Origin of the sequence: Embleya scabrispora, from assembly GCF_002024165.1 — a bacterium.
In the GTDB taxonomy this organism is placed as follows: domain Bacteria; phylum Actinomycetota; class Actinomycetes; order Streptomycetales; family Streptomycetaceae; genus Embleya; species Embleya scabrispora_A.
This window is the reverse complement of record NZ_MWQN01000001.1, coordinates 139,766-159,377: the sequence shown is the minus strand read 5'-3', so window position 1 is coordinate 159,377 and position 19,612 is coordinate 139,766. Positions and strand designations below refer to the sequence as shown.

At 72.5% G+C, this 19,612-nt stretch carries 18 protein-coding genes; 13 read left to right on the top strand and 5 right to left on the bottom strand.

Annotation, left to right across the window (positions count from 1 at the left end; translation table 11 throughout):
* Positions 1–225 precede the first annotated feature (225 nt).
* From B4N89_RS00750 to B4N89_RS00700, 11 genes are all read left to right on the top strand, one after another.
* Positions 226–2,010 (top strand): carbon-nitrogen hydrolase family protein, encoded by a 1,785-nt coding sequence (locus B4N89_RS00750; protein WP_078973932.1) that lies wholly within the window; start codon positions 226–228, stop codon positions 2,008–2,010.
* Positions 2,007–2,819, top strand: coding sequence for an oxidoreductase (locus B4N89_RS00745; protein ID WP_078973931.1), 813 nt, complete (start codon positions 2,007–2,009; stop codon positions 2,817–2,819). The genes B4N89_RS00750 and B4N89_RS00745 overlap by 4 nt, the downstream gene beginning before the upstream one ends.
* The gene (locus tag B4N89_RS00740) at positions 2,816–3,829 is read left to right on the top strand and encodes an alpha/beta hydrolase family protein (RefSeq protein ID WP_078973930.1); all 1,014 of its coding nucleotides are present in this window, start codon (positions 2,816–2,818) and stop codon (positions 3,827–3,829) included. Before B4N89_RS00745 ends, B4N89_RS00740 begins: the two co-directional genes overlap by 4 nt.
* 72 nt (positions 3,830–3,901) lie before the next feature.
* Positions 3,902–5,137 (top strand): aromatic ring-hydroxylating oxygenase subunit alpha, encoded by a 1,236-nt coding sequence (locus B4N89_RS00735; RefSeq protein WP_078973929.1) that lies wholly within the window; start codon positions 3,902–3,904, stop codon positions 5,135–5,137.
* Positions 5,134–5,943 carry a hypothetical protein gene (locus tag B4N89_RS00730; RefSeq protein ID WP_101896958.1) on the top strand — a complete coding sequence of 270 codons (810 nt, stop codon included), beginning with the start codon at positions 5,134–5,136 and terminating at the stop codon, positions 5,941–5,943. Before B4N89_RS00735 ends, B4N89_RS00730 begins: the two co-directional genes overlap by 4 nt.
* Complete coding sequence (locus tag B4N89_RS00725; protein WP_078973928.1) at positions 5,940–6,929, top strand: hypothetical protein; 990 nt, start codon at positions 5,940–5,942, stop codon at positions 6,927–6,929. The genes B4N89_RS00730 and B4N89_RS00725 overlap by 4 nt, the downstream gene beginning before the upstream one ends.
* A complete protein-coding gene (locus tag B4N89_RS00720; protein WP_078973927.1) occupies positions 6,926–7,771 on the top strand; it encodes an SDR family oxidoreductase in 846 nt (281 codons plus the stop codon). The genes B4N89_RS00725 and B4N89_RS00720 overlap by 4 nt, the downstream gene beginning before the upstream one ends.
* The gene (locus B4N89_RS00715) at positions 7,768–8,508 is read left to right on the top strand and encodes a hypothetical protein (RefSeq protein WP_078973926.1); all 741 of its coding nucleotides are present in this window, start codon (positions 7,768–7,770) and stop codon (positions 8,506–8,508) included. The genes B4N89_RS00720 and B4N89_RS00715 overlap by 4 nt, the downstream gene beginning before the upstream one ends.
* The gene (locus tag B4N89_RS00710; protein ID WP_078973925.1) at positions 8,505–9,248 is read left to right on the top strand and encodes a maleate cis-trans isomerase family protein; all 744 of its coding nucleotides are present in this window, start codon (positions 8,505–8,507) and stop codon (positions 9,246–9,248) included. The genes B4N89_RS00715 and B4N89_RS00710 overlap by 4 nt, the downstream gene beginning before the upstream one ends.
* Positions 9,249–9,320: 72 nt before the next feature.
* Entirely contained in the window at positions 9,321–9,983 is a 663-nt protein-coding gene (locus B4N89_RS00705; protein WP_078973924.1) for an LPXTG cell wall anchor domain-containing protein, read from the top strand.
* Between the two features lie 137 nt (positions 9,984–10,120).
* Positions 10,121–10,930, top strand: coding sequence for an IclR family transcriptional regulator (locus B4N89_RS00700; protein WP_201260766.1), 810 nt, complete (start codon positions 10,121–10,123; stop codon positions 10,928–10,930).
* Positions 10,931–11,005: 75 nt separating this feature from the next.
* Here the strand turns inward: B4N89_RS00700 and B4N89_RS00695 are convergent, their stop codons facing one another.
* Both B4N89_RS00695 and B4N89_RS00690 read right to left on the bottom strand, forming a co-directional pair.
* A complete protein-coding gene (locus B4N89_RS00695) occupies positions 11,006–11,698 on the bottom strand; it encodes a hypothetical protein (RefSeq protein ID WP_078973922.1) in 693 nt (230 codons plus the stop codon).
* A gap of 58 nt (positions 11,699–11,756) precedes the next feature.
* Positions 11,757–13,604, bottom strand: coding sequence for a neocarzinostatin apoprotein domain-containing protein (locus B4N89_RS00690; RefSeq protein ID WP_078973921.1), 1,848 nt, complete (start codon positions 13,602–13,604; stop codon positions 11,757–11,759).
* Positions 13,605–13,859: 255 nt separating this feature from the next.
* On the opposite strand from B4N89_RS00690, the gene B4N89_RS00685 reads away from it, so the two are divergent.
* Both B4N89_RS00685 and B4N89_RS00680 read left to right on the top strand, forming a co-directional pair.
* Positions 13,860–14,840 (top strand): alpha/beta hydrolase family protein, encoded by a 981-nt coding sequence (locus B4N89_RS00685; protein ID WP_078973920.1) that lies wholly within the window; start codon positions 13,860–13,862, stop codon positions 14,838–14,840.
* Positions 14,841–14,899: 59 nt separating this feature from the next.
* Positions 14,900–16,258, top strand: coding sequence for an MFS transporter (locus B4N89_RS00680; protein WP_078973919.1), 1,359 nt, complete (start codon positions 14,900–14,902; stop codon positions 16,256–16,258).
* Positions 16,259–16,466: 208 nt separating this feature from the next.
* On the opposite strand, the gene B4N89_RS00675 is transcribed toward B4N89_RS00680, so the two are convergent.
* The 3 genes from B4N89_RS00675 to B4N89_RS00665 all read right to left on the bottom strand — a co-directional run bounded on the left by B4N89_RS00675 (position 16,467) and on the right by B4N89_RS00665 (position 19,492).
* A complete protein-coding gene (locus tag B4N89_RS00675) occupies positions 16,467–16,913 on the bottom strand; it encodes a DUF3598 domain-containing protein (RefSeq protein WP_078973918.1) in 447 nt (148 codons plus the stop codon).
* An 81-nt stretch (positions 16,914–16,994) separates the two neighbouring features.
* The gene (locus B4N89_RS00670; protein WP_078973917.1) at positions 16,995–18,452 is read right to left on the bottom strand and encodes an aldehyde dehydrogenase family protein; all 1,458 of its coding nucleotides are present in this window, start codon (positions 18,450–18,452) and stop codon (positions 16,995–16,997) included.
* Positions 18,449–19,492, bottom strand: a complete 1,044-nt coding sequence (locus B4N89_RS00665; protein WP_078973916.1) for a nitrilase-related carbon-nitrogen hydrolase — start codon at positions 19,490–19,492, stop codon at positions 18,449–18,451. Before B4N89_RS00665 ends, B4N89_RS00670 begins: the two co-directional genes overlap by 4 nt.
* Positions 19,493–19,612 lie beyond the last annotated feature (120 nt).

Genomic DNA, 19,612 nt, shown 5'->3' with positions numbered 1-19,612 from the left:
ACGCGCCCGGCCATGTCCACGAGCAACTGCCGGTCGGCTTCGGCGTCCTGTGGGTCGGCGAGCCGGATCGGCACGGTGTGGACGATCCTCGCGATTCCTTCTCGCAAGTCCCCGGCGGTCTGTTGCGCCGGACGGCCGCGAGTGTATGTTCGGAAAACTTCGGGAAACACTGTTTCGCCAGAGGAACCGGCCGGATCCGGTTCGGAACGCCAGCCAGGGGGCTCCATGCACGAGCACGGCACGGCATCCACGGTCACCGTCGCGGCCGCCCAGTTCGCGGTCGGCACGGACCGGGAGGAGAACCTGAAAGCCTGCCTGCGCGCCATCGACGAGGCCGCCGGGCGAGGCGCGCGCATCGTCGTGCTCCCCGAGTTCTGCAACCACCTGTCCTGGTACCCCGACCGGGCCGCGGCCCGGCGACTCGCCTGCCGCGAAGGAGACGCGTTCCTCACCGCGCTCGCCGAACGCGCCGCCCGCCACGCCATGTACGTCAAGACCGGTGTCACCTACGCGCACCCCGACGGCCGCACCTGCGGAACCGGCGTCCTGCACGGACCGGACGGCCGCGTCCTGGCCCTCGCGGACAAGCAGATCCTCATGGGCTCCGAGAACGACTTCCTCGACCCCGCCGTCACCCCGTCCCCCGTCGTCCCCACCCCCTACGGGCCGGTGGGCCTGTACGCCTGCATGGAAGGCGTCATCACCGAACCCGCCCGCTGCCTCGCCGTGCGCGGAGCCCGCCTGCTCCTCAACAGCCTCAACTCCTTCGCCACCGACGAGGCATCGCTGCACGTGCCCGTGCGCGCCGCGGAGAACCGCGTGTGGGTGGTCGCCGCCAACAAGATCGGCCCGCTCGTCCCCGCCGACACGGCCGCCGCCGTCGCCGCCGGACTCGGCATCCCCCGCGACCGCCTCCACGGCGCCGGCGAGAGCCGGATCGTGGCACCCGACGGGAGCGTGGTGGCCCGCGCCCCCGCGACCGGCGCCGCGGTGATCGTCGCGCACATCGACCTCGCCCTGGCCGACGACAAGCGCCGCCCCGACGGCACCGACGTGTTCGCCACCCGGCGGCCCCGGGTGTACGCCCCGCTCGCCGCCGGCGGCCCCCACACTCACCGAACGCCCGGTGCCGACCGCGCGCTCGCCCGGATCATCCACCCGGCCGGCACCGGCCGCGAAGCCGTGACCGACGCCGCCGAACTGCTGCGCGAAGCCGTCGCCGACGGCATCGACCTGGTGGTCCTGCCCGAACTCTTCTTCCTTCCCCCACCCGACGACGACCCCGTCGCGACCGGCACGCCCGCCCGCGCCACGGCCCTCGCGGCGTTCGCCCGCACGACCGTCACCCGGGCCCTGCGCGGGGGCCGTACGCACGCCGTCCTCAGCCTCCCCGCACCCGAGGGCGACGCACACCTGGGTCACGTCATCGGCCCCGAGGGGAGCGTCCACATCCAACCCCGGTTGCACCACAGCGCCCGCCACCGGACCTGGACCACCCGCGAGCCCGGCGACACCCTCGGCGTCGTCGACCTTCCGTTCGGCCGACTGGCCGTACTCGTCGGGGACGACCTGCTCTACCCCGAGACCGCCCGCCTGGCCGCCATCGCCGGCGCCGAGGTCGTCGCCGCGCCGTACACGCCCGCGCTGCCCTGGGAGTTCACCCTCGGCCTGCCCGAACGCGCCGCCGAGAACCGGATCAACCTCGTCGCCGCCGGACGCGAGCGACCCGCCCTGCCGACGCCACCCGGCGCAATCTTCGCCCTCCCACCCGACTTCGGCCTGTGGACCACCCGCACCGAACCGTTCACCGGCCGGATCAGCCACCCCGTCGTCACGCCGCAGACCGGGCGAGCCACCACCGCCGAGATCCGGCCCGCGCTCGCCGCCCACCGCCTGGTCTCCCGCGGCACCGACCTGGTCGACGGCCGCCCCCGACACCTCCTGAACGCGCTGGTGACCCCGCCGTCGAACGCACACCCCGCACGCGTCGAGAAAGGATCCCCGCGATGACGCCCGAGACGGTACGCCGCGTCGAGGACATGCTGGACGACTCGCCCGTCGTGGACGTGACGGAGACGTTCCTGGTGTGGAAGGCACTCCTGGACGAACTCAAGGCCAAGATCGACGCCCGCTTCACCCTCGTCCGCGACCCCTCCACCCTCGACCTGGAAACCTACGGGAATCCCCCCGACGGGCCCGGTGGCAGCATCGCCGCCTACACCGGCCCCTACGTGGACTGGATGGTGCACTCGTGGCTCGGCAACCCGACCCAGGGATTCGCCAACCTGCACCTGACCGTATGGCTCGGACCCCACATCCGCGTCCCCCACCTGGGCATCGCGCTGCTGGTCTGGCCCCAGGGCTGGTTCTACCTCGACTCCCTCCCGCGCACCCAACTCGTCGCCGACGGCGACTACTTCGACCGCTACTACGCCCCGCTCGAGGACGAGTGGCTCAAGGTCCGCGACGAGTACGCGCACCTGAGCTGGTTCACCAGCCGCGCCGGATTCATCCGCACGAGCCTGTCGCCCACCGCCTACTGCTACTCGATGCCCACCACCCCCGAGCACATCGACCTGGTGTCCCGACTCACCCACGCACACGTCGACCGCTGGCTCGGCTGGGTGGACCGGGCACCGCGCGTACCCGACGGCGAACGCGCCGAACTCGCCGCCCGGGACCTGGCCATGCGCCGCAACATCGCCGAGCGCGACCCCGCCAACGTCATGGGAGTGCGCTACTTCGGCCAGGACACCACCGACCGCCTGGTCCGCGCCCTGTGGGGCGGGGATCGCCGACTGCGCCGGCCCGGCACATGAACACCTCCGACGCACCGCCGACCCCCGGCCCGGTGCGGTCGCTGTGGGACGCCGTCCGGGTGCCGGGCGCGACCCCGCCCCTGGACACCGCACACCTGCGCGTCTACTACCCCGCGTCGCCGCGCGACGACGACACCGAACGCCGCACCAACATCCTCCCCGCCGACCCCGCCGGCGCCCCGTACCCGGTCGTGATCCTCCTGTCCGGCGTCAACGTCGCCCAGGACGCCTACCGATGGCTCGCGACCCGCCTGGCACAGGACGGACTCGTCGCGGTGACCGCCGACTTCGTCGGCGTGTTACCCGGAGGAAGCCACGGCACCGGGCCCGGCCTCGACCCCGCGTCGATCGTGCCCGGCGGCTACGGCCACGGCCCCACCACCCCGCTGCCCGGCGCACTGCTGCACGCGCTGCGCAAGATCGCGGCGGCGGACTCCGCCACCCCACTGGCCGGCCGCCTCGACCTCGACCGCATCGCCCTGGCGGGACACTCCGCCGGAGGCACGCTGGCCCTGCAATCCGCGCGGTTCCTGCCCGGGATACGCGCGGTCGTCGCCTACGGCGCACACCTGCGGCCCGCCGCGATCCTGGGTTGGCCCCCCGACACGCTCCTGCCCGCGCACACCGACGCCCCGGTCCTGCTGATCGCCGGCGAACACGACGACGTCATCGCCGCCAGCGCGGACCGCTACGCCGGGTCGCTGCCCGACCCGGTGGCCGCCACCTTCGCCCACTCCCTGACCGACGCCGCCGGCGAGCACATGTACGCGGTCGTGCGCGGCGCCGGACACTTCGCCATCACCGACTCGGACGACGACACCACCGCACGGGGCTTCCTGGAAACCCCGCGAACCGACGTCGACCCCGCCGCGATCCGCGCCCCGCTCGCCGCCCTGATCGGCACCTTCTGTCTGGCACACCTGCGCGACGACGCCCGGGCGCGGGCCCGCCTCCACGCGCCCGCCGATCCCGCGTGGCACGCCCACGTCCGCGTGGCCGGCCGCCGCTGAACCCCCCACCACACACGACGGAAAAGGCCGCCGCGCGGCCCCGCGACCGCACCCGAGCCGAGGAGGCAACCGGTGTTCAAGAACTTCTGGTACGCGGTCGAGTTCACCGACCGCGTCGACCGCGCACCACGACGGATCGTGTGCCTGGGCCAGCGCCTGGTGATCTACCGCGACACGGCCGGCCGGCCGGTATGCCTGTCCGACCTGTGCGCACACCGCGGCGCCGCCCTGTCCGGCGGATGGCTCGCGGGGGACTGCGTGGTCTGCCCCTACCACGGCTGGGAGTACCGACCCGACGGCGCCACCACCAGGATCCCCGCGAACCAGCCCGGCCGCGGCATCCCGCCCAAGGCGCGCGTCGACGCGTACCCCACCGTCGAACGCTACGGACTGCTGTGGGTCTTCCTCGGCGACCTCCCCGAGCAGGAGCGCCCGCCCATCCCGCACTGGCCCGAATTCGACGACCTCGTCCAGGGCGGCGGACGATTCCGCGCCGTCCACGGCGAGTTCCTGTGGCACAGCAACTACGAGCGGATCCTCGAAAACGGCTGCGACATCGCCCACACCCCCTTCGTGCACGCCGGGTCCTTCGGCAACCCGCAACGCCCGGACGTCGAGGAGTACACCCTCGAAGAACCCGACGAATGGTCCGCGTTCGCCACCGTGAACCTGCACCCGCCCGCCGCCAAGGGCCTGTGGTCGCGGCTGTACAAACGCTCCGCCGACCTCGCCGAACGACCGCCCGTCGCGGTCACCGCCGGCTGGATGCTGCCCAACCTGATCAAGCTCCACGTGCGACTGCCGCTCGGCAACATGATCATCTACGACACCAACATCCCCGTGGACGAGACCACCACCCTGGTGAAGTTCATCGCCCTGCGGGACTTCTTCACCGGCACGTGGGCGGACAACAACGCCCGCAAACGCGTCATGCGCATCTTCGGCGAGGACGCGCCCGTCGTCGACGCCGTCCGCCCCGAACTGCTGCCCGCCGACCTCGGCGCCGAACTCCACCTCAAATCCGACCTGGTCTCCGTCGCCTACCGACGCAGACGCCGCGAACTCGCCGCCAAGGGTTGGCTCGTCGGTCCCGAGGACACCGTCGTCGGCGACGACCACGCGCGCACCACGGCCACCGTCATCCCCTCACCCGGACGCCGACAGGTCCCGGAGTTGGGCCGCGCATGGGCCCGCAAACGCCCCGACGCCCTGCCGGCGACCGGCGACGAGACCGGCCCCGCCGACCCGCCGGCGACGGCCGACGCGCCGCGCACCCCGGACTCCGACCACCTCACGGAGCGCACATGAGCGCCGACCGCCACACCGCCACCGCGCCCACACTCACCGCCCGCCTGTGCCTGGACGTGCTGCGGCGCCTGGTCGAGGCCACCGACCTCACCGAAGCCACGACACCCGACACCACGCCGGGGCACCCCCCGCACATCCTGTACAGCCCCGCCTTCCCCGAACCGGTGGGCACCGTACGCGTGTTCCGCGGCACCCGTGTGGCGCACGCCGTCTACATCGGCCTCACCGCCCCGGCGATCGGCCTGGACAGCCACATGGTCTTCGCGTTCGGCCCGGCCGCGACCGCCCTGCCGCATTTCACCCTGGATTCCGTCGCCGCAGAGGGCAGGTACGCCTTCCACCTCGACCTCGTCCCGCGCGTCGACCTGGCCGCGCACCTGACCTACATGGACCACACCCACGCGCCGCTGATGCCATGGTTCGAACGCGGCCGCGCCATCCCCGGCCTGAGCGAGGCCGCCATCGGACCGCGTCAACGCGCCCTGATGTCCCCGTGGATGCTCGTCCACCGCGCCACCGAGGACGCCTTCCGCGCCCTGGACCCGATCGTCCACGCGTACCTCGACCACTGGCTGCACCTCGTCGACGCCGACCTGCCCGCCCCCGTGGCGGCCACCCTCGCCGACACCGACCCGATCGCCCGCGACCACGCGCTGCGCGCCGCCCTGTTCGACCCCGACGTCGACCCCGTATGGCACCAGGTCGCCCGACTCGTCGGCGACCACGACGCCCACCTCGTGCGCCGCCTGCTCCGGTACGGACCCGACCACGAGCCACCCCACCGAGCGGAGGACCCCCGCCCATGACCACCACCGACACCGCACCCACGACCGCCGACACCCCCGGCCCGAGCGTGTGGCAACGCCGGATCACCGGCGAATGGCACGGCCGCCCCTCCCTGTTCGACGCAGACGGAACCTGGTGCGGCTACGAGGACACCCGACGCTCCTCCGTCCACGAGGACGGCACCACCACCTACCTCATGGACGGCAGCCTCACCGCGGGCGGCCCGCTGGCCGGCCGCCTGCGCCTGGGCGCCCCCTTCGCGTTCGGCGTCGTCGACTCCGACGCCGACCGCCTCTACACCGGACCCGACTTCCACGGCAGCGGTCAACCGTACGGATCCTTCGTCGACGCCCGCTACTACGGACCCGGCTGGCAGGTCGCGCTCAACACCTGGAACCAGGTCCTGGCCGACGGCGACACCCAGGTCTACTCCTCGGTCCTCTACCAGGGCTGGGCCGTGGTCGGCTGCTTCAACGGCGTCTACCGGCGCACCGACGACTTCGACACCAACAGCGTGACGCGTACCGCCGTCGCCGCCTTCCTCGACGAGGAGACCACCAACGGCCCGGTGTCCTTCATCCTGCCCACCAAGGAGGCCACCCGCTACGCCGGCGAGTGCCAACTGTGGTCGGCGCGGCAGGAGTTCGTCGGCGACGTGCGGGTGGGCATCGACGTCGAACCGCTGGACCTGCTGCGCAGCCGCCTGCACACCACGTGGTCCGGGGCGGTGGACCGGCGGTTCACCGTCGAACGCCGCCGCGACGGCACCCGCTCCTTCATCGAGGGTCCCGACGCCTGGGGCAACGCCCAGGCGTTCGGCCGGGCGAGCTTCTCCCGCTGGCACTTCACCCACAGCGCGACCGAGGTCAAGGGCCGCGAGTTCGTCATCGACACCCGACCCGGCATGAACGCCGGCCGCGTCCTCGCCGTCGCCTACGAACTCTTCGACGGCAACCGACTCACCGGCGTCCTGCACGGCACCCTCACCCGCGAGGACACCCCGTGACATCAGGCCCCGCGGGGCCGGTCGTCGTCGTGACCGGCGGCACCCGGGGCATCGGCCTCGGACTCGCCCGCGCATTCCTGGACCGGGGCTGCCGCGTGGCGCTGTGCGGGCGCGGCACCGCATCCACCGCCGACGCCGCGCGGGCCCTGTCCGCGCCTCCCGAACGCCTGCTCGCCGTGACCGCGGACGTGGCCGACCGTACCCGGATCCAGGGCCTGTGGGACCGCACGGCCGACACCTTCGGCACCGTCGACGTGTGGATCAACAACGCGGGCACCACGACCCACCGTCGACCGCTGTGGGACCTGCCCGCCGCCGAGATCGACACGGTCGTCACCGTCAACCTCCTCGGCGTCGCGCACGGATCCGCCGTCGCCCTGGCGGGCTTCGCCGAACAGCGGTCGGGCCGGCTGTGGAACATGGAGGGCTTCGGCTCCGACGGCCGCCGCATGCCGGGCCTGAGCGGCTACGGGGCGAGCAAACGCGCCGTCACCTACCTCACCGACGCACTCGCCGAGGAAGTGGCCGCCGCCGATCTCGGCGACGTCCGCGTGGCCCACCTGTCACCCGGCATGGTCGTCACCGACCTCCTCACCCACGGCTACACCGACCGCGAACTCGCCCGCTCACGCAAGGTCTTGTCGCTGCTCGCCGACCGCGTGGAGACCGTCGCCCCCTGGCTGGCCGACCGTGTGCTCGCCGACGTCCCCAACGGCGGCCGGGTCGCCTGGCTGACCCGCCGCAAGGCGCTCGGCCGATTCGCCCTGGCACCGATCCGCCGGCGCGACCCCTTCACCGCGCCGGCCGCCGGCGTCGACGCCGGCACCGGAGGCCGCCCATGACCGACTACCCCCTCTCGCTCGCCGTGGAGGACTTCGTCCCGGTACTGCTGACCGCGGGCGGAGCGGCGCTCCTGGTGCCCTACCTCGCGCACCGCGCACCCCGGGCCGCCCAACGCGCCGCGACGGGGACGTGCCTGATCTTCGCGGGCGGGCTGGCCAAGGCCGGCTGGAAACTGACCGTCGCCCTCGACGGCCCGGATCTGCGCTGGCTGGAGAAGGCGTTGTTCCCCTGCCTGGGCGTCGGATTCGCCCTGCTCGCGCATGCCGCGCTCACGGCACGGGCCAACCCGGGAACACCGTCCACCCGCACCGAGGAGGTCGCCTCCCGGCCGCCGCCACTGTGGGCGTTCCTCGCCCCGGCCGCAGTCGCCGGCGCGGCCGCGGCCGCCGTGCGCGGCACCTGGCCGCTCCTGCTGCTGACGGTGGCCATGAGCGCGCTGACGGCCGTGCGCCTGATCATCCTGGCCCGTGCCGACGACGACATCCCCTCGGCGGCCCTCCTGGGCACCTGGCTCCTGGGCATGTTCGCCCTCGGCCCCCTGGCCTCCCGGCCGGACCAGTCCGTGACCCTCCAATGGATCGAACAGTCCTGCAACACCCTCACGCAGGCGGCCTTCGCCTGGGCCTGCGCGCGCCTGGCCCGCCGACACCGCCGCACCGACGCGCATCCGAAGGCGCCCTTCGCAGGATCGTCCCGCCGCACCGGCACGCGCACCGAGAGGAAGTCGACGACATGACCGACGCGCTCGGTTGGCGCCGCAAACTGGCGGTGATCGCCCCGAGTACCAACACCATCGTGGAACCCGACTTCCACGCCATGTCCGTGCCCGGTGTCACCGCGCACTTCGGCCGCATCCACATCCACGACCAGGACATGAACGGCGACGAGGGCATGAACCACCTCCTCGAACAGATCCGCGCCGGCATCGCCGCGGCCTGCGAACGTGTCCTCACCTGCGAGCCGGACGCCGTCGTTATGGGCATGTCCGCCGAGACGTTCTGGGGCGGCGTCGAAGGCAACCGCGCCTTCGTCGACCACATCTCCCGGATCACCGGCCTGCCGGTCACCACCGGCGCCGAGGCCTGCCGGCGGGCACTGGAACTCCACGAAGCCAAGCGCATCGCCGTCGTCACCCCGTACCAGCCGGTCGGCGACGCGAACGTGTACCAGTTCTTCACCGAACTCGGCTTCGACGTGGTCGGCGTCCACGGCCTGCGCTGTCCCACCGCCGTATCCATCGCCCACGTGGACGAGGACACCCTGCGCACCGCCCTCATCACGGTGAACGCCCCGGACGTGGACGCCATCGTGCAATGCGGCACCAACCTGTCCATGATCCGCCTCGCCGACGAAGCCGAACGTTGGCTCGGCAAACCCGTCATCGCCATCAACGCCGCCACCTGGTGGCTGGCCCTGCGCAGCAACGGCATCACCGACACCGTCCACGGCGCCGGAAGCCTCCTGCGCGACCACTGAACCCCGACACCAGCTCGCGCCCTCGACGTCCCCACGCCCGGCCCACCGGCCGGCCGCTCCCCGGGAGCCGCCATGAGACCTCGACCCACCCTCGCCGCCACGACACTGTGCGCCCTCGCCGGCCTCGGGATCACACTCGCGACCGCACCCTCCGCCCACGCCGCCCACGGCACCGTCCAATACACCTGCCAGGTCCCCTTCGCCGGCGACACGCCCGCCCCGGTGACCCTCTCCCTCACCGCCACCCCCGAGGCACCCGCCACCGGACAGGAGGTGACGTTCACCTGGACCTCCGAACCCGTACCGCAACTCGCCGGACCGGCCCCCTACGACACCGACTCCATGCAGACCACCGGCACCCTCGCCCTCGCCGGAGCCCACAACGGCACGGTCACCATGACCAGCCCCCGCAAGAACCCCGCCGTCGCGCCCGGCAGTCCCGTGCCCATCGGCGAGATGACCGGCAGGACCACCCTCACCGCCACCGGACGCACCACCGTCACCCCCGGGCGTTTCGTCCTCGACGTCGCCTACAAGGGACGCACGATCCAGGTGCCGTGCGAACCCCGCGACCCGGCCACGGTCCTCGTCCTGGGCGGCACGAACACCGAGGCGCAAGGCGACGGCACCGGCCACACGACGGCGATCGTGCTGGGCGCGGCGGGTGCCGTGGTGGTCGTCACGGGCGCCGGGTTCCTGGCATGGCGACGACGACGCACCCACGCCACATCCTGACGCCGTGCCCCGCTCCGCCGGAGCGGGGCATTCGCCTGCCCCGGGACGAATCGCCCCCGAATACGTACGGCGTTCCACATGGGGAAACCATGCGACGCCACGCGGTACACTCGACATCCGGTTCGAAGGAGGAAAGCGTGGACGGCCGTTCGACGACAACCCTGGACGTCGAGGAAGCGAGCAGCAGATCCATCGCCGCCGTCGAACGCGCGATGGACGTCCTGCTCCTGTTCGGGCGCAGCGGAAGGCCCGACCTCGGCATCACGGAGATCGCCACCGAACTCAACCTGACGAAGGCCGCCGTCCATCGGATCCTCACCGCCCTGCGCACCCGTCGCCTGATCAGCGCCGACCCCACCACCCGGCGCTACGCCCTCGGGCCCGCGGCGGTCGCGCTGGGCCGCGCCTATCTGGCCCGCACCGACCTGCGCCTGCTCGCCGCCCCCGAACTCCGCGGCCTGGCGGACGAGTGCGGCGAGACCGCGACGCTGTCGGTGCGTCGAGGCGACGCGCGGTTGTACGTCGATCAGGTGGTTCCCGCACAGGAGTTGCGCATCGAGGTCATCCTGGGCACCCCTTACCCGCTGCACGCGGGAGCCTCCTCCAAGGCGATGCTGGCGTTCCTGAGCGACGGCGAGATCGACGGATACCTCGCACAGCGCGAACTCGAGGCACTGACCGCCAAGACCATCACGCAGGTGGACAAACTCCGCAGGGAGCTTGCCGCGATCCGCAAGCGCGGATACGCGATGTCGGTGGGCGAACGCCAGGACGGCGCGGTGGCCGTGGCCGCCCCCGTGCTCGACCACGACGGGGTCGTCATCGCCTCCCTGAGCGTCGCCGGTCCGCAAACCCGCTTCCGCACCCGACTGGGCGACTGCGCCCCCGCGGTCGTGGCCGCCGCCACACGCCTGTCGGCCGAGTTCGGCTACGACCCCGGCGCCTGAAACGACGCGTGGGCGGGTGATCCGAACCGGGTGTCGGCTCGGATCCGGGTACGGGCGCCCATGCGGGCTCGCGCGTCAGAGGTGTGCACCCGGCTTGAGGATGCCGAGGGCCGCGGCGGCCAGGATCGAGATCCAGATGCCGAACACGAACGGCAGGCAGCCCTCGATCGATCGTTCGAGGCGTCGTTCGACGTCGATGTTCGAACCCTTGGACATCAGTTCCGCGAAGGCGGGGCCGAAGGGGCGCAGTCGCATCCGGATGCCGAGGCCGCAGGCGATCGCGGTGGCGTACAGCATGACCTTGGCGCCGAGCCAGCGCGGATCGGTGGTGACGCCGAAGGGTTCGTGCGCGGCGACGGTGTACAGACCGGCGGCGAACATGGCGCCCACGACGGCGAATCTGATCCAGCGGTCGACGCGCGGGACGAGGGGCCGGCTGCCGTGGCGTACGTGCTCGTGCACGGTGAGCGCTAGCCACAAGAGGGCGAACAACCACACGAGCGTGACGTTCCACCACGTGAACACGTCCGCCCCGTGCGGTTCCAGCGCCATGAGGGTGACTCCGCTCGGCAGGAACAGGACGAGGCAGACGCGTGGGGCGAGGTCGAGGCCGAGCATGATCTGCAGCGCGGTGTGCCGCGCCGCGGGGGTCAGCTCCGATCGCAGGACGTAGCGGCTCGACCAGAACACTCCCAGGTCACCGCCGAGCCAGAAGACGAACAGCACCACGTGCAGGAGGATCCACCAGCCGTGTTCGTGAGAACCCATGGATTCGATCCCTTTCCGGCCGCGCCGGCGGCCGTGTCGTGCGGTGGACGGACGGTGGTCACGCGGTGTCGGTGGACCGGGTGGGTCGGGCGTGGTGGAGCCGCAGGACGACTCCGAGGCACACGACGAGGAACCCGAGCGTGAGTGACCAGAGCAGGGGAGAGATGTCGCCGGTGCCCGCAGGTTCGGTCGCGGCGGTGCCGCCGGCGGAGGGGATGCTCGTGCGGGTGTCGCCCTGGACGGCGCCGCCGGTGAACCCGAGACGGACGTCGACCGTGTTGGCGTCCACCAGTGCCCGCGGATTCGAACCGGGCAGGGGGCCCACGCCGATCACGCACTGGCGGGTGAGGCAGTCGACCTCGTGTACGGAAGTCACCATCGTCAGCACGACCTTGGGCAGCCGGCCGTGCGAGTCGACGTTGACGAAGGTCGCGCCCGCGGTCAGGGCGCACTGGTGGGGACCGGTGTAGCCCTCGGAGCACTGCCCGACCGCGACGGCCCTGAGACCGGCCCGGAATCCGTGTCCGGTGACGGTCACCTTCTGCCCCGCGCTCAGCGCGTTGGTCGCGGTGACCTCGACGGTGGGTACCTCGGCCGCGTGGGCGATCGGGGCACTTCCCGGGCCGAGGAGGCCGGTTGCGAGTACGGCGGCGCCGACCACGATCGCCGCGCTCTTCCCGGACGCGCGGATACCGACGGCGGCCGTCCGCCCGCGAGTGGAGCGCATGCCGTACGCGGTGGCCACGGCCGCCATCGCGACGGGCGCGGCGAGCAGCACCGAGGCGTCCTCGGCGGACAGCAGGCGGCTCAGTCCCCAACGGCAGACGACGGCGGCGACCGCGCCGAGGAACGCCCAGGAGATGGGACCGGCTCCGCGCATGTCGGGATCGAGTGCCCGGATCCGAGAGTCGAGGCCGATCGCCGCGAGCGCGCTCGCCGCGGCCGCGACGGTCAGGCCCGCCACCGACGTCAGGTCCCCGGGGGCGGTGGCGACCAGGACGGGGCCGGTCGAGGCCGCCATCAGGAGAACCGGCGCGCTCCCCGCGGCGGATGGGCGGCGAGCGCCCACGGTCGACAGGGCGAGCACGAGGGCGGCGGCGGTCAGGGCTGCCGTGTACCGCCACGGAACGCCCGGTCCCAGGATCGTCCATCGAAACAGGAGCAGGTCCGTCAGGACGACGCTCGCCCCGACGAACGCGAACGCCGCGCCCGCGTAGCCGGCCGCAAGCGTGCGGGGGACGGCCGCCCTCCGACGAGGGGACACCACGCCGGCGGCGAGCGTCGATGTCGTCCGCCGCCCGGTTCCGCCGACGGCGACGAGCAGGTGCAGCGCTCCCGCGACGCCCGCGCAGATCGCGAGCGCGCTCTCGGGATCGTCGGGCAACAGCGCGCACACCACACCGGCGGACGCGAGACCCGACAGGACGGCCACGTACCACCACGTCGCGGCCCGCCCGCCGAGAACGGGGGATCGCCGAGCCGCGGCCACCGCGCGGCCGGCCGGCAGTCCGACCGCGAGCAGCGCCGCACCGAACACGGTCACGGTGGGCACCAGCGCCGCGACGACCAGGAGGGCGCACGCGAGGACGCCGGAGACCGTGCCGGGACGGCGCGCATCCCCGGCACGCGGCCAACGGTGGGATGCCGCCGCGGCGAGCGCCGTGAGCAGCACGGTCGTCAGCAGCATGTAGCGCACCGCCTTGACGGGCATGCCGACGACACCGCCCAGGGCGTCGCCCAGCAGGACCAGGGCACCGACGGGCAGCCCCGCGGCGAACGCGGCGATCACCGGTGCGGCGACCGTCCCCGCGGTCTCGACGGCCGGCCCGGTCTCGACTGCAGGCGGTCCCGGCCGCCCGGCGTCGTCGTGCATGGGGTCGTGCGGGGGTTCGACGGGATGGATCATGACCAACCGCCCTTCCGGCACTGCTGGTTCGGCAGCTCCGCCTGCGCCTCACGTATTCCCGAGAGGGAAACACAGTTTTACTGTGTGGTACATGCCGAAACAAGAGTCGGCACTGTCGATTCCCGGCCGGCGGCCTTGACGCACGCCGTCGACGGGCGCTTAATACTCCTGATTGAAAGCGGAACAATGTCTCCATAGGGGAAACATCATGGCCCGCTCGTCGTGGCCTCGTTCCGCCGTCGCCGGGAGGACTCCATGGCACTGCGTCTTCGCGCGAGACACGCGCTCGTCGTCTGTCTCGCCTCCGTCGTCACCGCCGGCGCGCTCGCCGCCGCTCCGGCCACCGCCGGCGTCGCGCCCGCCCGGGCCGCGAACCCACCCGCCGCCGTCGTGGAACGCGTCGACGTCGTCGGGGAATACGAGGCGACCGTGGCGGGCGACCCCGCCACGGTCTACCACCCGCAGCACACCCGAGGCCGCCGATATCCGGTCGCCCTGCTGCTGCAGGGCGCCGACGTCCCGCGCGCCGCATACGCCCGCTATGCGAGAACCGTGGCCTCGTACGGCTTCATCGTGGTCGTGCCCGACCACGAACGCATCGTCTTCGGCCGACCGATGCTGTTCGCCGAGGAGAGGCAGGTCGACGACGCGGCGGCGTGGATGGCGGCGGAGGACGGGCGGGCGGGCTCACCCGTCGCCGGCGGCGTCGACACCGCGAATCTGGTTCTGCTGGGCCACTCGGCGGGCGGCGTCGCCGCGCTGTACGCCGTCGAGGGCACGTGCAAACCGCCGTTCTGCGTCGACCCCACCGACGCTAGGCCCCCGCAACTGCGCGCGGCCGCGTTGTACGGGACCAACTCCGCCGCCCCGGGTGTGCCCGGCGCGGACCCGATCGAGACCGCCGGCGTACCCGTCGCCCTGATCCAGGGTTCCCTGGACGGACGCGCCTCCCTCGCGGCCGGGCAGGCCACCTACGACGCGATGAGCGGCGGAGGCAAGGCGTTGATCGTGCTCGACGGCGCGAACCACTACGGCGTGACCGACACGCAGAACCCCGTCGGCGCGCTGCCGGACGCCAACATCCCCACCCTGCCCCAGGAGGTGTCCGTCGACACGGCCGCCAAGTGGAGCGCCATGTGGCTGCGCGCCCGCCTCGGCGACGCCGCGGCCGGTTTCTACGTCTACGTGGTCGGCGACCTCGTCGATGCGAACGTCCGTCTCCAGCACGGCGGTTGACCCCGTCGCCGCGGGCCGCCCCGCGGCGACTCCGCCCACCCATCGGAGGCATCGTGTCCATGGAACCAGCGCCCCCCGCCGACGACCACGACACCCGCCCACCCCGATACGGGGGCCTGGTCCTCGCCGAAGGCATCACCCGCGCCCACATGGCCGCCTGCTTCCTGGCCTCGTTGGCGGTCGTGGCCACCCTCACCTTCGTGCCCGCGATCACCCCCCACCTGCTCACCGAGTTGCTGGGATACGCGGACGACGACCGCGGCTCGGTCGTCGGTTGGCTGAACGTCGCCGCCGAAGCGGTGCTGCTCGCCACGATGACCGTCTACGGAGCAGTCGCCGATCGCCGGGGTCGGCGCCCCGTCCTGGTGGCCGGATTCGTCGTGTGCGCGGTCGGACTGGTCCTGATGCCCTTCGCCGGATCGTTCGGCGTACTGCTGGCGTTTCGCATCGTGTTCGCGCTCGGCGCCGCGGGGCTCACCGGGATGATCGGCATCATCGTCGCGGACTACGCGGCGCCGGCGTTCCGCGGCCGGGCGGGAGGGCTCAACGGCGTCATGAACGGTCTCGGCGCCCTGTGCTCGGTGCTGCTGCTGGTCCGTCTTCCGAGCATCCTCGAGCACACCGGTCTTTCCCCCGTCGCCGCCACCCGCGTCGCCTTCGCGCTCGTCGCGGGTCTCATCCTCGCCTTGGCCGCGGTCTTGCACCGTCGACTGTCGCCACGGCGGGTCAGCCGCGTCGGCAGGCATGTGCCCCTGACGGTTCTCATCCGCGAAGGGGTGAAGGCGGGCAGGGACCCGGGAGTCGCGCTCGCCTACGCGGCCGCCTTCGTCTCCCGGGCCGACCTGGCGATCGTCGGAAGTTTCCTGGCCCTGTGGGTGAGCGACCACGCCGAGCAGGCTCGCGGGATGAGCAGCGCGGACGCGGTGGCACGAGCGGGCCTGGTCGTGGCCATCGCGCAGACCGCCGCGCTGATCGGCGCCCCGGTGTTCGGCCGCGTCAGCGACCGCCTGCGCCGCCAGGACGCCGTGATCCTGGCGTTGGGGATGTCCGGTACCGCCTATCTGAGCGCCCTGTCGATCCACGACCCGCTCGGACCCGGCATGATCCCCGTCGCGATCGCCATCGGCCTGGGCGAGGTCGCCGGCATCACCGCGAGCGGCCCTCTGCTCGCCCAACAGGCGCCGCGCGACGTACGCGGTTCGGCCTACGGCGTCTTCGCGTTCTGCGGCAGCTCCGGAATCCTGGTCGTGTCCCTCGCGGGCGGCTACCTGTACGACCACTGGCGTCCGGCGGCGCCCTTCGCCCTCGTCGGATCGTTCGGACTGGCCGCGTGTGTGTTCGGCGTACTCGTGCGCCGCCGCGTCGTCCCGCGCGAGGAGACCACCGTCGACGTCGCCCAAGCCCCCGACCACACGTAGTGCCGCGACCACCGCCTTCTTCGCGTGCGAACGGCAGCGCGCGTCCGCCGCCTTCGCAGCCGAGAAGGAGAACCACCTTTTGAGCAGGGGCAGTTACTTCCATACCGTCGATGCCGGCCGCACCATCGCAGTGCTCGAAGCGGTCGCACTCATCGCCGGCCGCCCCGTCGCCCGGGCCCGCGCCGGGAGGTGGATGGATCGCCGTCGTTCAGGCGGGCACGCGGCGTTCGTTGATGACGACGCGTCGGGTGCATCGACCGTCCTGGATGAAGTGCCAGGTGCGACAACGCGCGTTGCCGTCCTCGGAGAGGTGGATCATCTCGTAGAAGTAGCCCGAGGGGTCGTGCTTGTACGTCCACGTCAGCACGGTGATCCGCTCGTCCACGTCCCACGCGTGGCCGCTCATGCGTTCCGTGTCGAACAGGATCCGCCCGTCCGCGTAGGAGGCCGGGAACCGGAACTCCTCTCGACGGCCGTCGTCCCAGCGATAGCGGTTCGTCTGCATGTACGGGTAGGCCCCTTCCCCGGGGAACGCGCACGTCAGGTGCGCGTGATGCCGGTCGGTCACGGTGCCGTCCTCGTCGATGTAGACGTAGGTGCCTTCCCACTCGCCCTCGTGTCGGACGAGGGTGGTCATCTCTTCGCGGATTCCCATGCGAACGTGGTCCTTTCTCGGAGCTGGATGAGTTGCGGGTACGTGGTACGGCGCCGCGGACCGCGGAGCGTCGCCTGCCGATCAGAGGGAGTGCCACCAGGGATCGACCGTCGTGGGTTCGTGCACGAGCAGTGACTGGCGGCGCAGGAAACGGTCGATGGAGGCCGGTCCCATGCGCGAGCCGCCCACGCCGGACTGCTTGAACGCGTTTTTCTCGCCTTCGTGCAGCACGGCGGTGAGCGCGGCGTCGTTGACGCTGATCGCTCCCGCCGCGAGTCGGCCGCCCAGGGCCGCGGCGGCGTCGACGTCGGCGGCGAACACGGCGGCCGACAGGCCGTAGGGGCTGTCGTCGGCGAGGGCCACGGCGTCCTCGACGGTGTCGAACGGCATCACCGGCAGGACGGGGCCGAAGGTCTCCTCGGTCATCACGCGCATGCGGTGATCCACGTCGGTCAGCACGGTCGCGCGGAGGTAGGTGCCTCCGTCGTGGGTTTCGAACGCCCCGCCGGTCAGGGCCGTGGCGCCCCTGGCGTAGGCGTCCGCGAGGTGGGCGTCGATGATGTCGGCCTGCGCGGGGTCGATGATCGGCCCGAGGCCGCCGGCGGACGGGTCCGGGTGGGCCAGTCCCACCCGGCGGGCCTTGTCGGCGAGCAGCGCGGTGAACGCGTCGAAGACCCCACGCTGGACGTAGACGCGTTCGATGGACAGGCACGACTGCCCGGCGTTCGCCGTCCCGCCCCACAGGATCGCGGACGTGGCGTGGTCGAGGTCCGCGTCGGCGCAGACCACCGCCGCGTCCTTGCCGCCGAGTTCGAGGAACGCGGGGATCAGCCGCTCCGCCGCGGCGTGGGCGACGACGCGTCCGGTGGGCACGCTGCCGGTGAACGCGACGGCGTCGACCTGTGCGATGACTGCCTGACCGGTTCCGGCGGCGCCCTCGACGATCTCCAGGACGCTCGCCAGTTCCGGTTCCAGGCTCAGCACGGCGCGGGTGGCGGCGACGAACCGAGGGGTGACCTCACTGGGTTTGACGAGCACGGCGCAGCCGGCCGCCAGCGCCGGGATCGCGTCGATGAGCGCGAGCAGCAGCGGAAAGTTCCAGGGGCTGATCACACCCACGAGCGGATGGGGCCGGTGGGCGGGGCGGATGGCGATCCACGGGACCTGCGAACGGCGCGAAGGACCCGGCTCCAGGAGTGCCGGGGCCTGGGCCGCCCACCGCCGCAGTCCGGCGACGGTGATCTCGACTTCGAGGCGGGACTCCACGACCCGGCCGGTGTCGACGGTGAGCGCGTCGACGATCGAGTCGCGGTGTGCTTCGAGCCGGTCGGCGAAGCGTTCGAGGACCGATGCCCGTCCGGCCGGGCCGCGTGCCAGCCAGGCCGGCTGGGCCGTGCGCAGACGCGCACAGGACGCGGCGAGTTCGTCGTGCGTCGGGGCGGCGAGGACGTGGTCGAACTCGCCGGTGCGCGGGTTGCGTACGGGTGCGGCGGCATCGAGCGGGACCCGGTTGTCCGCGCCGCGCGGGGTGGGCGTCATCGGGGCACGACTCCCGCCTCGCGCAGGCGGTCCAGGCTCTCGCGATGGCGCTCGGCGAAGTACCCGCGGTCGGGGATCGCGCCGCCCAGGTCGCGCGGGCGTTCGACGTCGTGGCGTGCGTACTCGGCGGCCCACAGGCCGCACTTGACGCGGGCGAGCAGGTTTCCCATGCCCGGGCGTGCCCGGTATCGGCGCAGCGCGGCGAGGTCGATCTCGGCGTTGGCGACCATCGATTCGCCCGGCCCGGCGGCGGCCAGGACCTGCCCGGTGAACGCGACGATCTTGGACAGGCCGTCCGTGGAGGCGGCCGGGATCGCGGTTCCGGTGTGGCCGCCGGTGTTCGCCGAGACGACGTAGGCGAGGTTCTCGATCGCGCGGGCGGATTTGGCGATGTCCTTGGGCGTGGCCAGGGGACTGCCGGCCTCCGCGGAGGAGTGTACGAAGACCTCGGCCCCGCGCAGGGCGAGCGCGCGGGCGAGTTCCGGGTACAGGATCTCCTCGGAGGCGATCGCGGCGAGGGCGCCGATGGCGGTGCGGGCCACGGGCAGGACGGCGTCCGGTCCGTGGACCTCCAGATAGCGGTCCCATACGTCGTACGGGGTGGGGGAGTACAGCGAGTGGAGTCGGCGGTAGCGCAGCACGCACGTTCCCGACGGGTCGTGCACGGTGCTCGCCTGGAAGTACAGGCCGGGGAAGTGCGGGTCGCTCTCGTAGGCGCTGGCCGCCAGGAAGATCCCGTGGCGGGAGGCGACGGCCGCGAGCGCGGTGTATTCGGCGCCGTCGGGCGCGAGTGCCGCTTTGCGGGCCCAGGCGTCGACCGGTTCGCCCATCGGGAATCCGGTGAGGACGTACTCGGGCAGCACGACCAGGCGCACGTCCGGCCCCAGGAACGCGATGCTTGCGCCGATCTGCGCGTCGATGCGGTCGATCGCGCCCATGATCGCGGTCCGCGCGTCGGTGTCGTTCAGCGCGTTGACCGCCCGGCACGCGGTTTGCAGGGCCAACGCCCGGTAGGCGGGCGCCTGTTCGTCTCGGTTCATCCGCTCTCCCGGTTCCTCGGGCCATCCGGCGCCATCAGTCGGAACGGCGTTCCGCCCCAGGAAATTAACAGCGTTCCCCGGGTTGGTGCAGGTGCCGAACGCGACGTTCCGACCTCGTCG